The sequence below is a fragment of the Cognatishimia activa genome, from assembly GCF_001458335.1.
Classification (GTDB): Bacteria; Pseudomonadota; Alphaproteobacteria; order Rhodobacterales; family Rhodobacteraceae; genus Cognatishimia; species Cognatishimia activa.
Window position 1 is genome coordinate 746892 of record NZ_CYTO01000024.1, and the last position, 18782, is coordinate 765673.

An 18782-nucleotide genomic window follows, 5' to 3' on the forward strand; every position below is an offset into this window, starting at 1 on the left:
TACCCTGTTTTACCCTGCAATCACGGCTTCCGCTGCGGCGATAGCAGCTTCCGCGTTCTCAGTCGACTTCGCGCCACCTTGAGCCATATCGGGGCGTCCACCACCGCCTTTGCCGCCAAGCTCAACCACAGCGGCACGCACCAAATCAGGTGCTTTTACTGTATCGGTCAAGTCTTTGGTAACACCGGCTGCCACGGCGGCTTTGCCGTCGGCGTCTGCAATCAACAGAACCGCGCCGCTTTCGATACGTGCTTTGTGCTCGTCGATCAGGGCGGGAAGGTCGCGGCCCGAAACGCCTGAAAGCACTTGAGCAACGAACTTTATACCGTTGATTTCTTTGGCATCTGCGCCGCCATCGCTGGAACCTCCAGCCATCGCCAATTCCCGACGCAGTTGTGCGACTTCATTTTGAAGCGACTTGCGTTCGTCCAGCAGGCCCTTCACGCGGTCGACCACGTCAGTTGGCTGAGCCTTCAGAGCGGCGAGAACGTCCGCGAATCGTGCCGATTCAGCGGCGGTATGTGCTTCTGCGGCGGGTCCTGTCAGGGCTTCAATCCGGCGCACGCCCGCAGAAGACGCGCTGTCCCCAAGCAGTACGAAGGACCCGATATCGCCGGTCTGCTTAACATGTGTACCGCCGCAGAGTTCCAGCGAGTAGGTTTCGCCATCAAGCCCTTTTCCAGTGTCAGCACGACCCATGGAGACCACACGGACCTCATCGCCGTATTTCTCGCCAAACAATGCCTGCGCACCAATGTCGCGGGCATCATCCGGGGTCATGATCCGGGTTTCAACTGCGGTGTTCTGGCGAATATAGGTGTTCACCTCTTGGCTCACCTGCGCCAGTTCGTCGGCGGACAAGGCTTTGGCATGGCTGAAGTCAAAACGCAGACGATCCTCGGCATTGAGCGAGCCACGCTGCGCCACGTGATCACCAAGTGCGTTGCGCAGTGCTTCGTGCAACAGGTGGGTTGCCGAGTGGTTTGCACGGATCGCGGTGCGGCGTGCATGGTTCACCTTCAACTCTAAGGGATCGCCGACTTTGAGTACGCCGTGTGTTGGTGTCACTTTATGTGCAAAAACACCACCAGCCATTTTCTTCGTATCGTCAATGTGGCCAACGCCTTCGCTACCATCCGCTTTAATATACGTTCCGGTATCTCCAACTTGTCCGCCTGACTCGGCATAGAATGGAGTTTGATTGGTAACGACCCAACCCGTACCAAGTTCAACTAACTCATCGATGAGCTTGCCATCTGCTACTATCGCGATGACCTGACCCTCGGCGACTTCCGTGTCATAGCCCAAGAAATCTGTGGTGCCCTTGTCTTCGGCGATGTCAAACCAAATGGTGCTGTCCGCTGCTTCACCAGAGCCTGCCCAAGCGGCACGCGCCTTGGCTTTTTGTTCTGCCATGGCTTCGTCAAAGCCGTCGGTGTCTACTTCGCGGCCCTTCTCACGCAGCGCATCCTGCGTCAGATCGAGAGGGAACCCGTAAGTGTCATAGAGTTTGAACGCCGCTGCGCCGGGCAGCTGTGCGCCCTCGTCCAGACTCGACAGCTCATCGTCAAGCAGCTTTAGGCCGCGATCCAAAGTCTGTTTAAAACGGGTCTCTTCAAGCTTCAGGGTTTCTTCGATCAAAGACTGTGCTTGTCCGAGTTCAGGATAGGCCGCGCCCATTTGCTGAACCAATGATGGCACCAGCTGGTGCATCACCGGATCTTTCGCGCCCAAGAGGTGCGCATGACGCATCGCGCGACGCATGATGCGGCGCAGAACATAGCCACGACCGTCATTGGATGGCATCACGCCGTCGGCAATCAGGAAAGATGTCGAGCGAAGGTGGTCTGCAATCACCCGGTGGTGCACGTTCTTGTCACCATATGGATCAACGGACGTCGCATGGGCTGAGGCTTCAATCAGTGCCTTCATCAGGTCGGTGTCGTAGTTGTCGTGGCTACCCTGCAGCAGCGCACCGATACGCTCAAGCCCCATACCGGTGTCGATGGACTGCATATCCAGCGCTTTCATGGAGCCGTCTTCGAACTGCTCGTTCTGCATGAAAACAACGTTCCAGATTTCGATAAACCGGTCGCCGTCTTCTTCCGGGGAACCCGGAGGGCCACCCCAGATGTGATCGCCGTGATCATAGAAAATCTCGGTGCACGGGCCGCATGGGCCGGTTGGGCCCATCTGCCAGAAGTTGTCGTTTGTTGCGATGCGGATAATCCGATCCTCAGGAACGCCAACTTTCTTCCAGATTTCAAAGGCTTCATCGTCGGTGTGGTAAACCGTCGTATAGAGCTTTTCTTTTGGAATATCGAATTCCTTGGTGATCAGCTCCCACGCGAAGGGGATCGCGTCATCTTTGAAATAGTCGCCAAAGCTGAAGTTGCCGAGCATTTCAAAAAAGGTGTGGTGACGTGCGGTGTAACCCACATTGTCTAGGTCATTGTGCTTGCCGCCAGCGCGTACACATTTTTGTGCCGAGGTGGCGCGTTGATAGTCGCGCGTTTCAACCCCAGTGAACAGGTTCTTAAACTGAACCATACCCGAGTTTACAAACATCAGAGTTGGATCGTTGCGTGGAACCAACGGGCTGGACTGCACGATTTCGTGGCCCTGTTTTTCAAAATAGTTCAGGAAGGTCGACCGGATGTCGTTCAAACTTGGCATGCGTCAGGCTTTCTGGCGGTTTTTCATCTTGTTGATCGGTTTAGCCCTAGGCGCAAAGGGTGTCCACAGCCCAGTGTGATTCCTGGTGATCAACTGCACGCCAGAAAGCAAAAAGGCCGCGAAAACCGCGGCCTTTCATCAGAATTTGGGATTGCTTTAGTTGTCTTCCACCAAAGCGTCGTTGTCATCCACGCCAGGTGGCATATCAAAATCCAAACCATGGGCGGCGCGTATCTTGTCTTCGATCTCCAGCGCCACGCGTTGGTTTTCTTTCAGGAAGACTTTTGCATTCTCACGGCCCTGCCCGATGCGTTCATCCCCGTAGCTGAACCAGCTACCGGATTTCGCAACGATGCCCGCTTTCACACCAAGGTCCAGCAGTTCGCCCATTTTCGAGATGCCTTCGCCATACATGATGTCGAATTCAACCTGCTTAAAGGGCGGCGCAACCTTGTTTTTTACAACTTTCACGCGGGTTGCGTTGCCAACCACTTCGTCACGGTCTTTCAATGCGCCAATGCGGCGAATATCCAGACGAACAGAGCTGTAAAATTTCAATGCGTTACCACCAGTGGTGGTTTCAGGAGAGCCAAACATCACGCCGATCTTCATCCGGATTTGGTTGATGAAGATCACCATGCAGTTGGAACGGCTGATGGAACCAGTCAGTTTGCGCATTGCTTGGCTCATCAAGCGCGCTTGCACGCCAACGCTGCTGTCGCCCATGTCGCCTTCAAGCTCTGACTTCGGTGTCAGCGCTGCAACGGAGTCAACAATCACCATGTTCACCGCACCAGAACGTACCAGCGTATCGGTAATCTCAAGCGCTTGTTCGCCGGTGTCAGGTTGAGAGATTAGCAGCTCGTCCAGATCGACGCCAAGTTTCTTGGCATATTGAGGGTCCAAAGCGTGTTCCGCATCGACAAAGGCGCATACACCGCCTTTTTTCTGCTGTTCCGCAATACAGTGCAGCGTCAGCGTTGTTTTACCTGAGCTTTCTGGTCCGTAAATTTCCACAATCCGCCCCATGGGCAAACCGCCGATGCCCAACGCGATGTCCAGCCCCAGCGAGCCAGTGGAAGACGCTTCGATTTCTTGGATCGCGTTGCCTTCGCCGAGCTTCATAATCGAGCCCTTGCCGAACTGCCGTTCGATCTGCGCAAGCGCGCTATCCAGCGCCTTTTGTTTGTCTGAAGATGCTTTGCTGCTCATGTTCAATAAATCTGCCGTTGCCATTGGTTGCTTTCCTTATTCCACACCCGCATCAAAGCGGCAATGATAGGCTTTGTTCTTATCTTGTTCTCATTCTTATGAGATCAAAGCAAGAACATTTCAATAAAAATTTTCCTGAAATAACTTTTTACCAAAAGCATTAAGCGATAGTTTACAGCCAATAATGATCGATAAAATCGAGGCAAAAGGCGTATAAATGCTTGTTTTTTGGAAAGAAAAACTCGTTCTTTTGGCGGTGCCAAAGACCGGGACTACGGCCCTTGCAGAGGCTTTAGCCGGTCGTGCGGACATCGCAATCAACGATCCGCCAGAGCTAAAACACGCCCCGGTGTTCCGCTACAACCGCTTTTTTCGACCCATGTTTGAGAAAGCCTGTGGTGTCGAAGATATGGACATCATGGCGGTGATGCGAGAGCCCGTCGATTGGCTTGGAAGTTGGTACAGATATCGACGCCGGGAGTTCATGAAGGGCAAACCAAAGTCGACCCATAACGTGACCTTTGACGAATTTGTCCTAGAGTATTGCAAAGAGGATCGTCGCGGCTTTGCCAATGTCGGCAGCCAGGCCAAATTCCTTGAGCCTCGGCCAAATGGAACGCAAGTCAGCCATCTTTTTCAATATGAGGATCAATCAAAGATCATTTCGTTTTTGAATGACAGGCTGGGCGTTGATCTGGATTTGCCCCAATCAAATGTCTCTCCCAAGATGGACCTCTCCCTCTCTGACGAGGTGCGGGACATTTTTGAGCACGAACGTCCTGAAGAGTTCGAACTATACCGCAGCATCTGATAGGTTTGCTGAGATCTGCCGTTGAACCGTATTGGTCAGCTCTTCCAAAGAAAACGGCTTGGGCAGGAAGGTTGTGTTTGGAATGCTTGAAGATTGGTCCGAAAATTTTTCTTCTGCATAGCCAGAAATGAAGATCACCTGGCTGTCACGGGTTTCGCGGGCCTTGCGCACCCAAGTAGGGCCATCCATTCCTGGCATCGCCACATCGGTAAGAAAAAGATCGACCGCCAAATCTTGATCTTGCAAAATGTCGAGCGCTTCTTCGCCACAACTTGCTTCCAGGACCGAGTACCCTTTCATGCGCAAAGCCCGTGAAGCAAAGGCCCGAACCGGCGCTTCGTCTTCTACCAAAAGGACGGTTCCTCCAGTTCGGGTCGCCAAATCAATCGGCTGTTGTTGATGTGTAAACACTGGGGCTTTTTTGTCGGCGCGGGGGAAAAGCAAAGTGAAAACAGTCCCCTTGCCGACCTCGCTGTCTACGAAAATGAAACCGCCTGATTGCTTAACAATCCCGTAGGCTGTCGACAGGCCTAGCCCGGTGCCTTCCCCTGTTTCTTTTGTGGTGTAGAAGGGCTCGAACACTTTTTCTCGTCGGTCTTTGTCGATCCCGACCCCTTGATCGATCACCTGAACCCGGACGTATTCGCCCGCTGGAACCGTGGCTCTTTCTCGGGCCAAAGGCTTTCGCAATTTGTAATTGCTTAGTTTGACAGTGACGTCGCCGCCATCAGGCATCGCGTCTCGGGCGTTGACCACAAGGTTCATCACCACTTGTTCAAACTGCTGCGCATCTAGGTAGGTAGATGCAAGGTTTTCGTCATGCTCCACGTGTAGGTTGACGTCATCAGCCACCAGACGGCGCAGCAAATGGCTCAGGTCATCCATTGTATCCCGCAGATCAATGGTGGCTGGTTGCAGGGTTTGTTTTCGAGAATACGCGAGAAGTTGTTTGACCAAGGCCGCTGCGCGGTTGGCATTTTGGTGGATTTGCAAGAGATCGGAGTAGACCGGATCATCCCGGTCATATTGCATTAGCAACAGGTCGCAATGACCTGACATTGCCGTCAGTAAGTTGTTGAAATCATGTGCAATACCACCTGCCAGCTGACCAATTGCTTGCATCTTCTGACTTTGCACAAATTGCATCTCTAGCGTCTTAAGCTCAGTGGCATCATGAAAAACCGCGTATAAAGCTGGCTCATCCTGATCGAACGCCCGACCAAGCGTGACCTGAACAAACCTCTCCTTGTCATCACGTTTGATACGCAAGAATTCGATCAGGTTTTGAGCTCCCCCCTTCGCAGCTTCTGCTAACCAATCAGACAGTGGGCGCCCAAGGCCTTCCATGATTTCCGAAAGATGGTGTTTATCGGCCGCATCAGGGCCGATCATGCGTCTGGCGGTGCGGTTTGCAGCCAAGATCGTACCGGTTTCGTCGATCTTAATAACCGCAACGGGCATTTCTTCATAAGACAGATCTGTCGCCAGGCTTTTTTGAGCATGCGCTGGGATCAGGAAGATCTCACGACGTCCACCGCTCAAGAGATTTTCCATCAAGAAACACGGCTTTGGCCCGTGTTCGGTATGTACGATGTTGAGGTCCGACATAGTGGCGTCCTCATCCAAAATCTCAGAAATCTTGGTGTTGCGCGCACCAAGCAGACCGCGCGCGGCTTTATTCATAAATAGAACTGTGCCATTTGCAGCTGCGGTTAGCATTGGCAGCTCTGGGCCATGCGCTGTGTCGGAATGTCGTTGTTGGTGAACGGAACAGAGATGCTGTTTCGAATTAAGCTTGGCAAATTCAATCGTAATGTTTGCTTGCCGGGTTACGATGGTCTCTAAAGCTTTTCCGGTTTTACCGCATTCTTTAATAAGGCGTTCCACACGGTCCTCGACCGTTAGAAATCGCATGCGAAAATCGTTTTGGATGTGTTGGGCATTCAACCCATCTCTGCGCGCTTTTTCGTTGCGCAGCAAGACTTTGCCCTTCGGATCAATTATGAACTTCGCCGTCGTTTCACTTTCAATCAACGGCGCGAGTTGATCTGTCAGAGGGCGGAGCACATTTCCAAAAATTCCGCGGCGAGCGCCGAGCGCTGCAGTGAAGATCAAACCGCCAAGACACACCCATAAACCGGCCCTGCTCCATGGCAGATCGGTATAGGTGAGCGCGAAAAAGCTCATTGTAAGCAAAAGAAGCAGCGTCAGAAGGGTTCTGGGCTGCTCAGTCTTTTCTAATCGCCTACGTCTCTTTGTCTTGCTGGATGCCACCCTAAATCCTCAATACCTAGTGTGGCGATTTTCATCGCAATATCTCAATAAATTCTAAACAAGATTAATTCTCGTTAAGGTTGTGTTGCAACAAAAAAATTAGCACCTCTTGAGGAGCGCTGTATAAAAACCATCGCAGCCATCCAGTGGGGTCCAGCTATGGTCGTCAATCAGGTTCCATTCACCTGATTGCTTCAAAAAGCGGTCAATTTGATTTCGGTTTTCGCAGTTCAGAAGTGAGCAAGTGGCATAGGAGAGATAGCCATCTTTCGAAACGAAATTTTGTGCTTCCGTTAGGATTTTTAACTGTAAAGACAGTGTTTTATCCAAAGACTCTCGCGTTAATTTCCACTTCGCATCTGGATCGCGCCGCCATGTCCCAGTGCCTGAACATGGGACGTCACAAAAGACCAAATCGAAAGGGTCCTGTTTGGTGAGATCAGCGGATTTAAGAACCCGCGCTTTAACCCCTGCCCGTTTTGCGCGCTCCGGTAGATCGCGCAAACGGCTTTCGATTGCGTCATGCGCGAAAAATGCCCCCTTACCGCGCCCTGCCATGGCAAGCAGCTTGCCGCCGCCGCCAGCGCAGTAATCAAGCGTCCGGATCACTTCATCCATAGGTAAGAGATCAATTGCGGCTTGGCTTGCAGCATCCTGCAACTCTACCAGCCCGTCTCGATAAGTCTTTGAATTGCGAATTTGGCGCGCGCCTTGGGTGACTTCCAAAGCTGATTCAGATGCCGTGTGGGACTTCGTTAGAATGCCTTCGCCGCTCAGCGCCTCAGTCGCTTTTGCGCGTGTGGTTTTCCTTAAGTTTGCACGAAGAATAACCGGTGCACGGTCTTTGAGTGCGGCTTCAACCGCTTCAAAGTCGGAACCAAGCGATGATTTGAACTCCGGGACAATCCATTCTGGCAAGTCAATCGCCTTGCTTACGGCGCCCTTCATCTCCTCTGAGGACAATGCAGATGGCGCGTAGCCTTCACCGGAGAAAATGCTCTCAGGATCAATGCCTTGCAGCCGCAGCAGGCCGATCATCAATGCGCGCCCGTTCTCGCCACCGCCTGATGCGGCTGCGGAATTGCGCTGCCTAAGCGCGTCGTACACATGGTCACGCACCGCGGCACGATCTTTGCTGCCCGCAAAACGTGAGGCGCGCGCCCATTGAGTGAGCACACGCTCCGCAGGCTCGCCCGCAAGGATCGGATCTAATAGCTCAATCGCCGTTTGGACGCGCGCAGCCGGAGTCATTAACCGACCCGGTAGTTTGGTGCCTCACGGGTGATCTGAACATCGTGCACATGGCTTTCTTTCAGACCCGCGCCGGTGATTTTTACGAAATTGGACTTCGTGCGCATCTCTTCGACGGTTGCATTGCCTGTGTAACCCATCGCTGCGCGCAGACCACCGACCAATTGGTGGATCACAGTGCCTGCAGAGCCTTTATAAGGAACCTGGCCTTCGATGCCTTCCGGAACCAGCTTGTCAGACGCCGCATCTTTCTGGAAATAACGATCCGCAGAGCCACGTGCCATGGCGCCCAAAGAACCCATGCCACGGTAAGATTTGTATGAACGACCGTTATAGAGGATCACTTCCCCCGGGCTTTCATCTGTGCCCGCGATCATTGATCCGACCATCGCGCAGGATGCGCCCGCTGCAATGGCTTTTGCAAAGTCGCCAGAGAACTTGATACCGCCATCAGCAATGACCGGTGTGTCACCCGCTGCGCCAGCGCAATCCATAATGGCTGTCAGCTGTGGAACGCCAACGCCCGCAACCATACGTGTGGTGCAGATCGAACCCGGTCCAATACCAACCTTGATCGCGTCTGCGCCTGCATCGATGAGTGCTTTGGTCGCCTCGCCGGTTGCGACGTTGCCAGCGATCACTTGAACTTGGTTAGAGAGCTTCTTGACGCGGGTCACCGCATCCAGAACGCCCTTAGAGTGTCCATGTGCTGTGTCTACGACAATAATATCAGCGCCCGCGTCAATCAGCAGCTCGGAACGCGCAAAGCCGCTATCACCAACAGAGGTCGCCGCCGCAACGCGCAGACGACCAAGATCGTCTTTACATGCAGTTGGGTTCAGCACCGCTTGCTCGGTGTCTTTCAGGGTCAACAGACCCGTCAACTTGCCTTCGCCGTCAACGACAAGCAGTTTCTCGATCCGGCGCGCTTTCATGAGGCTTTTGGCCTCTTCCAAATCCGCAGGCTCCTGCAACATCGCCAGATTGTCAGACGTCATCATGACGGAAACCGGCGTGTCATCGCTTTCCGCAAAGCGCATATCTCGGTTGGTGACGATGCCGACGACACGGCCGCTGTCATCAACCACTGGGAAACCGGTAATGCGATAGCGTTCCATCAGCTGCTTGGCATCGGCAAGCGTCTGATTTGATGTCAAAGTGATCGGGTTGTAAACAATCCCGCTTTCAAAGCGCTTCACCCGGCGAATTTCTTTGGATTGCTGTTCAGGATCCAGGTTTTTGTGGATCACCCCAATGCCACCCGCTTGCGCCATCGCGATCGCCATCCGCGCTTCAGTCACTGTATCCATTGCGGAACTCAGCAGCGGAATATTCATAGAGATGGATTTCGTTACACGTGTTCGCGTATCCGCCGTATTTGGCAGGACCTCGGACGCACCGGGAACAAGCAGAACATCATCGAAAGTAAGTGCCTCACGAATCTCCATCACACATCTCCTAGAGTGGGGTCGTTTGACGCCTCCCTATTACATGTATGCGCCCGGTATTAAAGCCCCAATTTCCTGATTCTCTTGCTCGCTTTGACCTATGACAGAGTTTTTTCTTAGACAAAAATCCAAGTAATCAAACATACAGTGCGCTTGGCGCTGCGTCTTTCAGGGAATTCGCCATGACCTCTCCGCTCCAAGATATCCTGATTGTTGATTTGACCCATGTGTTGGCTGGACCATTTGCCTCGATGATCTGCCAAGACCTTGGGGCGCGCGTGATCAAGGTTGAACGCCCTGACACAGGCGATGACACGCGCAGTTTTCCGCCCTTTAAAGATGGTGACAGCGCATATTTTGCGACGATCAATCATGGCAAGGAAAGCATTGCCTTGGATTTAAAATCGTCCACTGATCGCGAGACCTTTGAGGCGTTGCTACGCCACGCTGATGTGGTGCTAGAAAACTATCGACCGGGCGTTATGGAGCGTTTGGGATATGGTTGGGACAGCCTTCACAAACGTTTTCCAGCTTTGATATACGGGGCAGTCTCTGGCTTTGGTCACACCGGCCCGGATCGATTGAAGCCGGCTTATGACATGGTGGTTCAAGCGCGCGGTGGCGTTATGTCCATCACTGGGGAAAAGGATCGAGATCCGGTGCGGGTTGGGGCCTCGATCGGCGATATCATCGCGGGAATGTACCTATGTCAGGGACTTTTGGCTGCGCTTATCGCGCGTCAAAAAACCGGCGTTGGACAAAAAGTCGATATCGCCATGCTGGACAGTCAATTAGCGATATTGGAACACGCGGTGGCGATCACGGCAACCACGGGCGAGGCCCCGGAGCCGTCTGGCGCACGGCATCCTTCTATCACCCCGTTTGAAACGTTTCATGTTGAGGATGGATTGGTGGTTATCGCCGCTGGCAATGATGGGCTCTTTGCGAAACTCTGCAATGTTTTGGAATTGCCACTTGCGGATGATCCCAGATTTGCAACAAACGCGGCGCGCTGTGAAAATGCACGTCTTTTGAAACGGTTGATTGAAGCCATCACATTGGGCGTTAAAAAGGCTGACATGATCGCACGGCTTGAGGCAGCGGGTATCCCAACGGCCGAGATCCAAAGTGTGGATCAAGTTATGCAGGATCCACAGATCTTGGCGCGCAATATGGTTGTGACGGTTAACGCCCCTGACGGTGGTTCAGAAACGCTCGCGGCAGGAAATCCGATCAAAATGTCGGACTTGCCGGATCCAGTGGAACGATCCGCCCCTCCACGGCTGGACGAGCACCGTGCGCAGATCTTGGATTGGCTTCTAGACACGCCTGCCCCGCAACAAGAATGTCGCGGCTTGCTCTGGAATGGCGCTTCCGGGCTTTCGCTTTCCAAAATTTTGCTTATGTTCCGGCAAGCGAACAAAATAGAACAGGTGATAGCCATGAGCCAAGACGCTCTCGTGATCTTTACGCCTTCCGGCAAACGCGGGCGTTTTCCGGTGGGCACACCTGTATTGACGGCGGCACGCCAGCTGGGTGTGGATCTGGACTCCGTCTGTGGTGGACGTGGGATTTGCTCTAAGTGCCAAGTGACGCCATCTGTAGGTGAATTCCCAAAACACGGGGTTACCGTTGAGCCTGATGCCTTGTCGGATTGGAACGCTGTTGAGCAGCGCTACAAGGACAAACGTGGCCTGATTGATGGGCGCCGTTTGGGCTGCCAAGCCACCGTACAAAGCGACATCGTCATCGATGTACCGCCAGAGAGCCAAGTGCACCGGCAAGTGGTCCGCAAGCGCGCAGAAGTGCGTGACATCACGCTCAATACTGCCGTTCGATTGCAATATATCGAGGTGGAAGAACCCGATATGCATCACCCTTCCGGTGATTTGGAGCGCATTAAGACCGCCCTTCATGACCAAGCCGGGATTGACCGCGTCGAAATTGACGTCAGCCTCCTGCCGAGCCTGCAGCCCATTCTGCGCAAAGGCAAATGGACGATCACAGTCGCCCTGCACAAAGATCACGATAGCGAAGTATCTCAGATCATCCGCGTTTGGCCGGGCTACTACGAAGGCTCAATCTATGGCTTGGCCGTCGACCTTGGCTCGACCACCATTGCAGCCCATCTGTGTGATTTGAAAACCGGCGAGGTTGTGGCCTCCTCCGGCATCATGAACCCACAGATCCGCTTTGGCGAAGACCTCATGAGCCGCGTCAGCTACGCGATGATGAATGAGGGCGGCGATCAAGAGATGACAAAGGCCGTGCGTGAAGGCATGCGCGCGCTGTTTGACCAGATTGCGGGCGAAGCAAATATTGAAAAAGACCTGATCCTGGATGCGACATTTGTCTGCAACCCGGTCATGCACCATCTGTTCCTTGGCATTGATCCATACGAGTTGGGGCAAGCCCCTTTTGCTTTGGCGCTGAATACATCATTGTCATTGAAAGCCAGCGACTTAGAGCTTGGACTTCATCAAGGCGCTCGGGTGTATATCTTGCCATGTATCGCGGGTCATGTTGGCGCAGATGCGGCCGCCGTTGCCCTATCAGAGTCCCCGAACACGTCTGAAGATCTGGTTTTGCTTGTGGACGTTGGCACCAATGCCGAAATCATCCTTGGCGACAAATCCCGCGTGCTCGCTTGCTCTTCTCCGACCGGTCCCGCCTTTGAGGGTGCACAGATCAGCTCGGGCCAACGGGCGGCCCCGGGTGCCATTGAACGGGTTGAAATTGACCCAGTCACCAAAGAACCGCGCTTCCGGGTGATTGGCTCTGAGAAGTGGTCCAATGAGGAAGGCTTTGATCGCGATATCGCCACCACTGGCATCACTGGTATCTGTGGCTCAGGCATCATCGAAGCCATCGCAGAGATGCGCCTTGCGGGCGTTTTGGACGCGTCAGGTTTGATCGGCAGCGCAGAACAAACCGGCAGCGCGCGCTGTATCCCCGATGGGCGCACCAATTCCTACCTTCTGTGGGATGGCTCGGCGGATGATGGTCCTATTATCACCGTGACCAACCCAGACATTCGCGCAATCCAAATGGCAAAAGCCGCGCTCTATTCCGGTGCGCGCCTGTTAATGGATAAGTTCGAGGTCGATACCGTCGACCGCATCGTCCTAGCGGGTGCCTTTGGTGCGCATATTTCGTCAAAACACGCGATGGTGCTTGGGATGATCCCTGACTGCCCGCTTGAGAACGTCACCAGCGCGGGCAACGCAGCCGGGACTGGTGCGCGGATTGCGCTGCTCAATATCGAGGCTCGTACCGATATTGAGAAGACCGTCGGTGAGATCGAAAAGATTGAAACAGCGGTGGAGCCGCGCTTCCAAGAGCATTTCGTGAATGCGTCGGCGATGCCGAATTCAGCGGACCCATTCCCGATCTTGAACTCAATCGTGGACTTGCCTGATGTTTCCTTCAATGCCGGTGGCGGTGAAGAGGCTGGTGGCCGTCGTCGAAGACGTCGCCGAGGATAAAGTTTTAGACTTTATCTGTGGATAACTCGGATCAGATTTATCTCAATGCCGTCAACCTATTGCTTCGATTTCTTTACACGCCTAGCTTGCACAAAAGACATTGATTTAGGTTGATTATGAAAAAGACAATTCTCGCGGCTTTCGCCGTTGCCTCGGCACTCTCTGGCTGTGCCGAATACCCTAACAATATCTCTACGGCCTATATCCCTAGCATTGTCTATAAAGGCGCGAGCTGTGGTGAGTTGGTCGGAGAAAAAGCGCGTCTGGAAAGACATGTTGCCGACGTTGCCGCTGCCCAACAGAATACTGCCAATTGGGATACGGCTTTGGTGGCGTCTGGGACTTTGATCTTTTGGCCTGCCCTGCTGGCCCTGCCCATGACGCGGGATCAACAAGCTCAGTTGTCGGTGGCCAGGGGGCATTATGAAGCGCTTATTCTAGCGGGGCGCAACCAAGGTTGTGGTGATGCCTTTTATCAGAAGCGAGCCAATCAAGTTGAAGAGCGCGGGTACGGGTATTTCCCACCGCTTTAAACGTGAATTGAAGCTTGTCAAAAAGGCAGCTTGAGCTTCGATTTAGGAAAGTATATCGACTGTCTTCGCGGCGGGTATGGTGAAAAGGTATCACGGCAGCTTCCCAAGCTTTAGTTACGGGTTCGATTCCCGTTACCCGCTCCATAGAAAAGGCCGCTCGAGTTGAGCGGCCTTTCTTGTTTTTGTCAGCAGCCTTAGCTCATGAATTTGTTTTTCAAAAGCCCAACCACCGCAGTCAAAACCGCACCGCCACCAGCGCCGCCTACGAGTGATCCAACGAGTGAGGCTGCATCTGCGCCGAGAAGGCCTGCTGCGGCAGAACCGCCGCCAACCCCGCCGATCAAACCAACGTCAGTGTTAAGCACCTTGCCCATATTGAGTTGGCTAGATGCAGCGCCTGCTGCGTTGCCGCCGACCGCGCCTGCGATTACCTGTGCAATCAATGTTTCCATAGTTCACGTCCCCTTGTTACCCACACAAACGCTCATACACGGCCAGAATAGCCGCGCATGGCAGTTCAATTGTTAACGTGGAGGTGAACTTAGGGCCGACCGCGTGATTGAATTAAGGGGAAATTCAGAGACAAGAACGCATAGCTAGCCGGTACGCATTACCCAAGCGCGTACCCTGCCCCCCGCACGGTGCGCAACGGGTCTTCGCCGCCATGGACACACAGGGCTTTACGTAGGCGACCCACATGCACGTCCACCGTACGGCTGTCCACATAGATATCGCGGCCCCAAACGCGGTCCAGAAGCTGTTCACGGCTCCAGACACGGCCTGGTTTCTCCATAAAGGTTGAGAGCAGGCGGAACTCGGTTGGACCAAGTTTGAGTGGGTTCTCAGAGCGCGTCACACGATGGGTTTCGCTATCCAGAATGATGTCTTCAAACTCAAGTCGCAGCCCAACAGAGGCCGGACGCACGCGGCGCAGCTGGTTGCGCACCCGCGCCATCAGCTCGAGTACCGAATATGGCTTGACCACATAGTCATCCGCGCCGGTTTCCAGGCCACGTACGCGGTCCACCTCTTCTGAACGTGCAGACAGCATCAAAACAGGAATAGACCGGGTTTGAGACTTGGACTTCAGACGACGGCAAATCTCAATCCCGGAAATGCCCGGCAGCATCCAATCCAAGACAATGATATCAGGCGCTTCTTCGTCCACCAGCAGCATGGCTTCATCACCATCAGCTGCTGTGACAACGTCAAAGCCTTCGGATTTCAGGTTGTAGGACAGAACTTCGCGTTGGGCTGGTTCGTCTTCCACAAGCAAAACTTTTGGATGATCTGTCGACATGGGTGGTCTCGTTTAATTACTTGAGGTCAGAAACTTCTGGATCGCGGGAGGTGAAGTCCGCTTTCTCGCGCGCTTCATCGGGCATGGTGCCAGTGACCAGATAGATCACCTGTTCGGCGATCGAGGTCACGTGGTCTCCCATACGTTCGGTGTTCTTCGCAATGAAATGCAGGTGCATACATGGTGTGATGTAGCGCGGATCTTCCATCATGAAGGTTAGGAATTCGCGGAACAGCGCGTTGTACATCTGGTCGATCTCACGATCACGCTCCAGAATTTCTTGCGCCAGATCTGCGTCCCGTTGGATATAGGCATCCAACGCGTCTTTGAGCATCAGCTGCACTTCGCGTGCCATGCGGCCAAGTGCCGTGCGTGCACCTTCAACCGGCGTCATATGTACCAAGACAGAGTTCCGTTTCGCCATATTCTTGGCGTAGTCACCGATGCGTTCCAAATTGCCGGCAATTTTCATCACTGACAAGATGACGCGTAGGTCAACGGCCGTTGGCGCACGCAGTGCGATGACCCGAGACGCTTCCTCGTTTATCAGCTCTTCCAGCGCATCGATGGCTTTGTCGCTTTTGCGGACTTTCTCTGAAAGCTCCTCATCACGGTCGCGCAGCGCTTTCGCAGCATCCAGAATGTTCTGCTCAACCAGACCACCCATTTTCATGATGTGGGCCTGAACGCTTTCTAGATCGCGGTCAAAGCCGGAAACAATATGTGTATCGTTCATTGGAAAATTCCTTACCCGATCCGGCCGGTGATGTAGCTCTCGGTACGCTCATCGGTTGGGTTGGTGAAAATCTTTGATGTGTCGTCGTACTCAACAAGATTGCCGAGGTGGAAGAATGCGGTCTTCTGAGACACACGCGCCGCCTGCTGCATGGAGTGGGTGACGATTACCACGGAATAGCGAGAGCGCAGCTCGTCGATCAGCTCTTCAACCTGTGCTGTAGCGATTGGGTCCAAAGCGGAGCATGGTTCGTCCATCAACAGAACTTCTGGCTCGGTCGCAATCGCGCGGGCAATGCACAGGCGCTGTTGCTGACCACCGGAAAGACCGGTACCCGGCGCATGAAGACGGTCTTTGACCTCTTCCCAGATCGCGCCGCGACGCAGGGATTTCTCAACGATTTCATCAAGCTCTGCTTTAGAGCTCGCGAGACCGTGGATACGAGGACCGTAGGCGATATTGTCGTAGATTGACTTCGGGAACGGGTTTGGTTTTTGAAACACCATTCCCACTTTCGCGCGAAGCTGCACTGGGTCAACTTTCGGGTCGTAAATGTCTTCGCCGTCCAAGTTGATATTGCCTTCAACGCGGCAGATATCAATCGTGTCGTTCATACGGTTCAGCGTCCGCAGGAAAGTGGATTTACCGCAGCCAGATGGGCCAATGAACGCGGTCACGGTCTTGTCTTCGATCTCAACAGAGACGTCTTTGATGGCGTGGTTTTCGCCATAATAGACTTGGACCTTGTCCGCGGAAATCTTGATGTCGTTCTGGCTCACGGTGCTCTCCAGATTAGGTTGGTCATACATGAGATTATACCTTTACCAGTTCTTACCAACGGCGCTCAAAGCGACGGCGGAGGATGACTGCTAAGATGTTCATCGTCAGCAGGAAGAGTAGAAGAATGATGATGCCGCCCCAAGCTTTTTCATAAAAGCCCACGTCGGCACGGGCGGCCCAAGTGTAGATCTGGGCAGGCATTGCAGAGTTTGGCTCAGTAAAGCCAGCGATGAACCCATCTGGGTAACCACGGGCCACGAAACCCACCATGCCGATCAGCAGAAGCGGCGCGGTTTCACCAAGCGCCTGCGCCAGACCAATGATCGTACCGGTCAGAATGCCCGGCATCGCGAGCGGCAGAACGTGGTGGAACACTGCTTGCATCTTGGATGCGCCCACACCCAGCGCCGCGTCGCGGATGGATGGTGGAACCGCCTTAAGGGATGCGCGGGTCGAGATGATGATGGTTGGCAGTGTCATTAGGGTCAGAACCAGACCGCCCACCAGAGGGGCAGATTGCGGCAGGTGCATGAACTGAATGAAGACCGCCAGACCAAGGATACCAAACACGATGGATGGAACCGCTGCGAGGTTAGAGATGTTCACTTCGATGAGGTCAGTGAACTTGTTCTGTGGTGCGAATTCTTCCAGATAGATGGAAGCCGCAACCCCGATTGGCAAGGACAGGAACAGAACCACCAGCATCATAAAGAACGAGCCAACAACAGACGCGCCAATACCAGCGCCACCCGGGTTGTCGACACCAGAGTCAGCGCCGGTGATGAAGTTCCAGTTAAATGCTTCTTTGATGATGCCCACTTCGATCAGCGCATCCACGGTGTCCAGATCCGCCTTCTCCAGAAAGCGGCTGTCTTCCATATTCTCGCGGGTCACGCGGCCATTCATGTAGCCATCGACACGGGAAGATGCAGAAAGTTCGAAATCAACCTCTTGACCCAGCTTGTCTGGGTTTTCAGCGTAAAACTCGCGCAAAGTACCGCCGGTCTTACCAAGGATACGTTCAAACGCCTTGGCATCGGCAGAAACTTCCAGTCCTTCGGCTTTCAGGGTTTCCACCAACGCAGAGTTGAAGTGGCCAGAATAAGCTTTGGTCTTAAAGAGCTGGCTTTCTGCGTCGTCAAACTGTTCCTGTGTAAGGGTGAACGGCACGCTGATCACGGTCTGCGTAAAGGCAGGTAGGCCCGAGCGAATAATAGAGACGGCCAGGATCACAAGAAAGGTGACACCCACGAGGATCGCGGCAATGCCATAGGCTTTGAAACGTTTCTCAGCTGCGTTGCGTTTGCGCGTACGCGCGTCCGTCTGGTGCAAAGACGTATTTGGCTTTGGCGCAGCGGTTGGAGTTACGGATGCGTCAGTCATTAGTCGTACTGCTCCCGATATTTGCGCACGATATAAAGCGCGATGACGTTCAGGCCGAGGGTCAGAACAAAGAGGGTCATGCCGAGTGCGAAAGCGACCAGCGCTTCTGGGGATGCAAAGTCGCTGTCCCCGGTTAGCTGTGACACGATCTTTGCGGTCACGGTGGTCATGGCTTCGAACGGGTTCAGGCTCAGGCGCGCCGCGGCCCCTGCCCCAAGAACCACGATCATGGTTTCACCAATCGCGCGGGAGGCGGCCAGCAGGATCGCACCAACGATGCCCGGCAGCGCTGCTGGCAGAACAACTTGGCGGATGGTTTCAGATTGGGTCGCGCCCAAACCATAAGAGCCATCGCGCATGGCTTGCGGCACCGCGTTGATAATGTCGTCTGACAACGAGGACACAAATGGGATCAGCATCATGCCCATGACGATGCCAGCAGTCAAAACCGCGCGCCCGCCACCTTGCCAATCCACGCCCAAATAGCCGCCTTCGCCAAACACGCTGACCAAGAGCGGACCAACGGTGAGCAAGGCAAAGAGACCGTAAACAATGGTTGGGATACCGGCCAGAACCTCAAGCGCTGGCTTTGCAATCGCGCGTACGCGAGGAGATGCGTATTCTGACAAATAGATCGCGGAGAACAGGCCGATTGGGATGGCCACTGCCAAAGCGACGATTGAGATGTAGAGCGTACCCCAAAGCAATGGCAGAACGCCCAGCTCGGATGCACCACCACGACCAGAGAAACTTGGCGCCCATTCGACACCAAAGAAGAAGTCCCAGGCGTTGTAGAGGCGGAAGAATTCAACGGTGTTGAACACCAGCGACAGAACGATGCCGATGGTGGTCAGGATCGCAATTGACGCTGCTGCGATCAACAAAGCACGAAT

General features: G+C 53.9%; 14 protein-coding genes, 1 tRNA gene and 1 pseudogene. 5 read left to right on the plus strand and 11 right to left on the minus strand.

Annotated features, from left to right (window positions below):
* Nucleotides 1-9 precede the first annotated feature (9 nt).
* Together alaS and recA are read right to left on the minus strand one after the other, a co-directional pair.
* Nucleotides 10-2676 (minus strand): alanine--tRNA ligase, encoded by a 2667-nt coding sequence (gene alaS, locus TA5113_RS14750; protein ID WP_058316091.1) that lies wholly within the window; start codon nt 2674-2676, stop codon nt 10-12.
* Nucleotides 2677-2832: 156 nt separating this feature from the next.
* The gene (gene recA, locus TA5113_RS14755) at nt 2833-3912 is read right to left on the minus strand and encodes a recombinase RecA (RefSeq protein WP_058316090.1); all 1080 of its coding nucleotides are present in this window, start codon (nt 3910-3912) and stop codon (nt 2833-2835) included.
* Between the two features lie 193 nt (nt 3913-4105).
* Between recA and TA5113_RS14760 the strand changes: the two genes are divergently transcribed.
* Nucleotides 4106-4699, plus strand: coding sequence for a hypothetical protein (locus TA5113_RS14760; RefSeq protein ID WP_058316089.1), 594 nt, complete (start codon nt 4106-4108; stop codon nt 4697-4699).
* Here TA5113_RS14760 and TA5113_RS14765 read toward each other — a convergent pair.
* From TA5113_RS14765 to guaB, 3 genes are all read right to left on the minus strand, one after another.
* The gene (locus TA5113_RS14765) at nt 4682-6766 is read right to left on the minus strand and encodes an ATP-binding protein (protein ID WP_165589430.1); all 2085 of its coding nucleotides are present in this window, start codon (nt 6764-6766) and stop codon (nt 4682-4684) included. The two genes, TA5113_RS14760 and TA5113_RS14765, sit on opposite strands and share 18 nt — an antisense overlap.
* A 306-nt stretch (nt 6767-7072) precedes the next feature.
* On the minus strand, nt 7073-8224 hold the full coding sequence (locus TA5113_RS14770) for an RsmB/NOP family class I SAM-dependent RNA methyltransferase (protein ID WP_058316087.1): 1152 nt from the start codon (nt 8222-8224) through the stop codon (nt 7073-7075).
* Nucleotides 8224-9672 (minus strand): IMP dehydrogenase, encoded by a 1449-nt coding sequence (guaB, locus tag TA5113_RS14775; RefSeq protein WP_058316086.1) that lies wholly within the window; start codon nt 9670-9672, stop codon nt 8224-8226. The genes TA5113_RS14770 and guaB overlap by 1 nt, the downstream gene beginning before the upstream one ends.
* Before the next feature lie 182 nt (nt 9673-9854).
* Here guaB and TA5113_RS17110 point away from each other — a divergent pair.
* The 4 genes and pseudogenes from TA5113_RS17110 to TA5113_RS14790 form a co-directional block, all read left to right on the plus strand.
* Nucleotides 9855-10955: pseudogene (locus TA5113_RS17110) on the plus strand (CaiB/BaiF CoA transferase family protein); the annotation flags it as partial.
* 159 nt (nt 10956-11114) lie between these two features.
* Nucleotides 11115-13157: an ASKHA domain-containing protein gene (locus TA5113_RS17115; protein ID WP_165589433.1), complete on the plus strand. Its 2043-nt coding sequence runs from the start codon at nt 11115-11117 to the stop codon at nt 13155-13157.
* Between the two features lie 116 nt (nt 13158-13273).
* Nucleotides 13274-13690: a hypothetical protein gene (locus TA5113_RS14785; protein WP_058316085.1), complete on the plus strand. Its 417-nt coding sequence runs from the start codon at nt 13274-13276 to the stop codon at nt 13688-13690.
* A gap of 70 nt (nt 13691-13760) precedes the next feature.
* Nucleotides 13761-13834, plus strand: a tRNA-Gly gene (locus tag TA5113_RS14790).
* A gap of 50 nt (nt 13835-13884) precedes the next feature.
* On the opposite strand, the gene TA5113_RS14795 is transcribed toward TA5113_RS14790, so the two are convergent.
* From TA5113_RS14795 to pstC, 6 genes are all read right to left on the minus strand, one after another.
* Nucleotides 13885-14142 carry a hypothetical protein gene (locus tag TA5113_RS14795; protein WP_058316084.1) on the minus strand — a complete coding sequence of 86 codons (258 nt, stop codon included), beginning with the start codon at nt 14140-14142 and terminating at the stop codon, nt 13885-13887.
* 158 nt (nt 14143-14300) lie between these two features.
* Nucleotides 14301-14990 (minus strand): phosphate regulon transcriptional regulator PhoB, encoded by a 690-nt coding sequence (phoB, locus tag TA5113_RS14800; RefSeq protein ID WP_058316083.1) that lies wholly within the window; start codon nt 14988-14990, stop codon nt 14301-14303.
* A gap of 16 nt (nt 14991-15006) precedes the next feature.
* Nucleotides 15007-15726, minus strand: coding sequence for a phosphate signaling complex protein PhoU (gene phoU / locus TA5113_RS14805; protein ID WP_058316082.1), 720 nt, complete (start codon nt 15724-15726; stop codon nt 15007-15009).
* A gap of 11 nt (nt 15727-15737) precedes the next feature.
* Nucleotides 15738-16535 (minus strand): phosphate ABC transporter ATP-binding protein PstB, encoded by a 798-nt coding sequence (gene pstB, locus TA5113_RS14810; RefSeq protein WP_058316081.1) that lies wholly within the window; start codon nt 16533-16535, stop codon nt 15738-15740.
* 22 nt (nt 16536-16557) lie between these two features.
* Nucleotides 16558-17889: a phosphate ABC transporter permease PstA gene (gene pstA / locus TA5113_RS14815; protein WP_058316080.1), complete on the minus strand. Its 1332-nt coding sequence runs from the start codon at nt 17887-17889 to the stop codon at nt 16558-16560.
* Nucleotides 17889-18782 (minus strand): phosphate ABC transporter permease subunit PstC (pstC, locus tag TA5113_RS14820; protein ID WP_082638131.1); only part of this gene is annotated, 894 nt, incomplete at its 5' end. The genes pstA and pstC, both read right to left, overlap by 1 nt.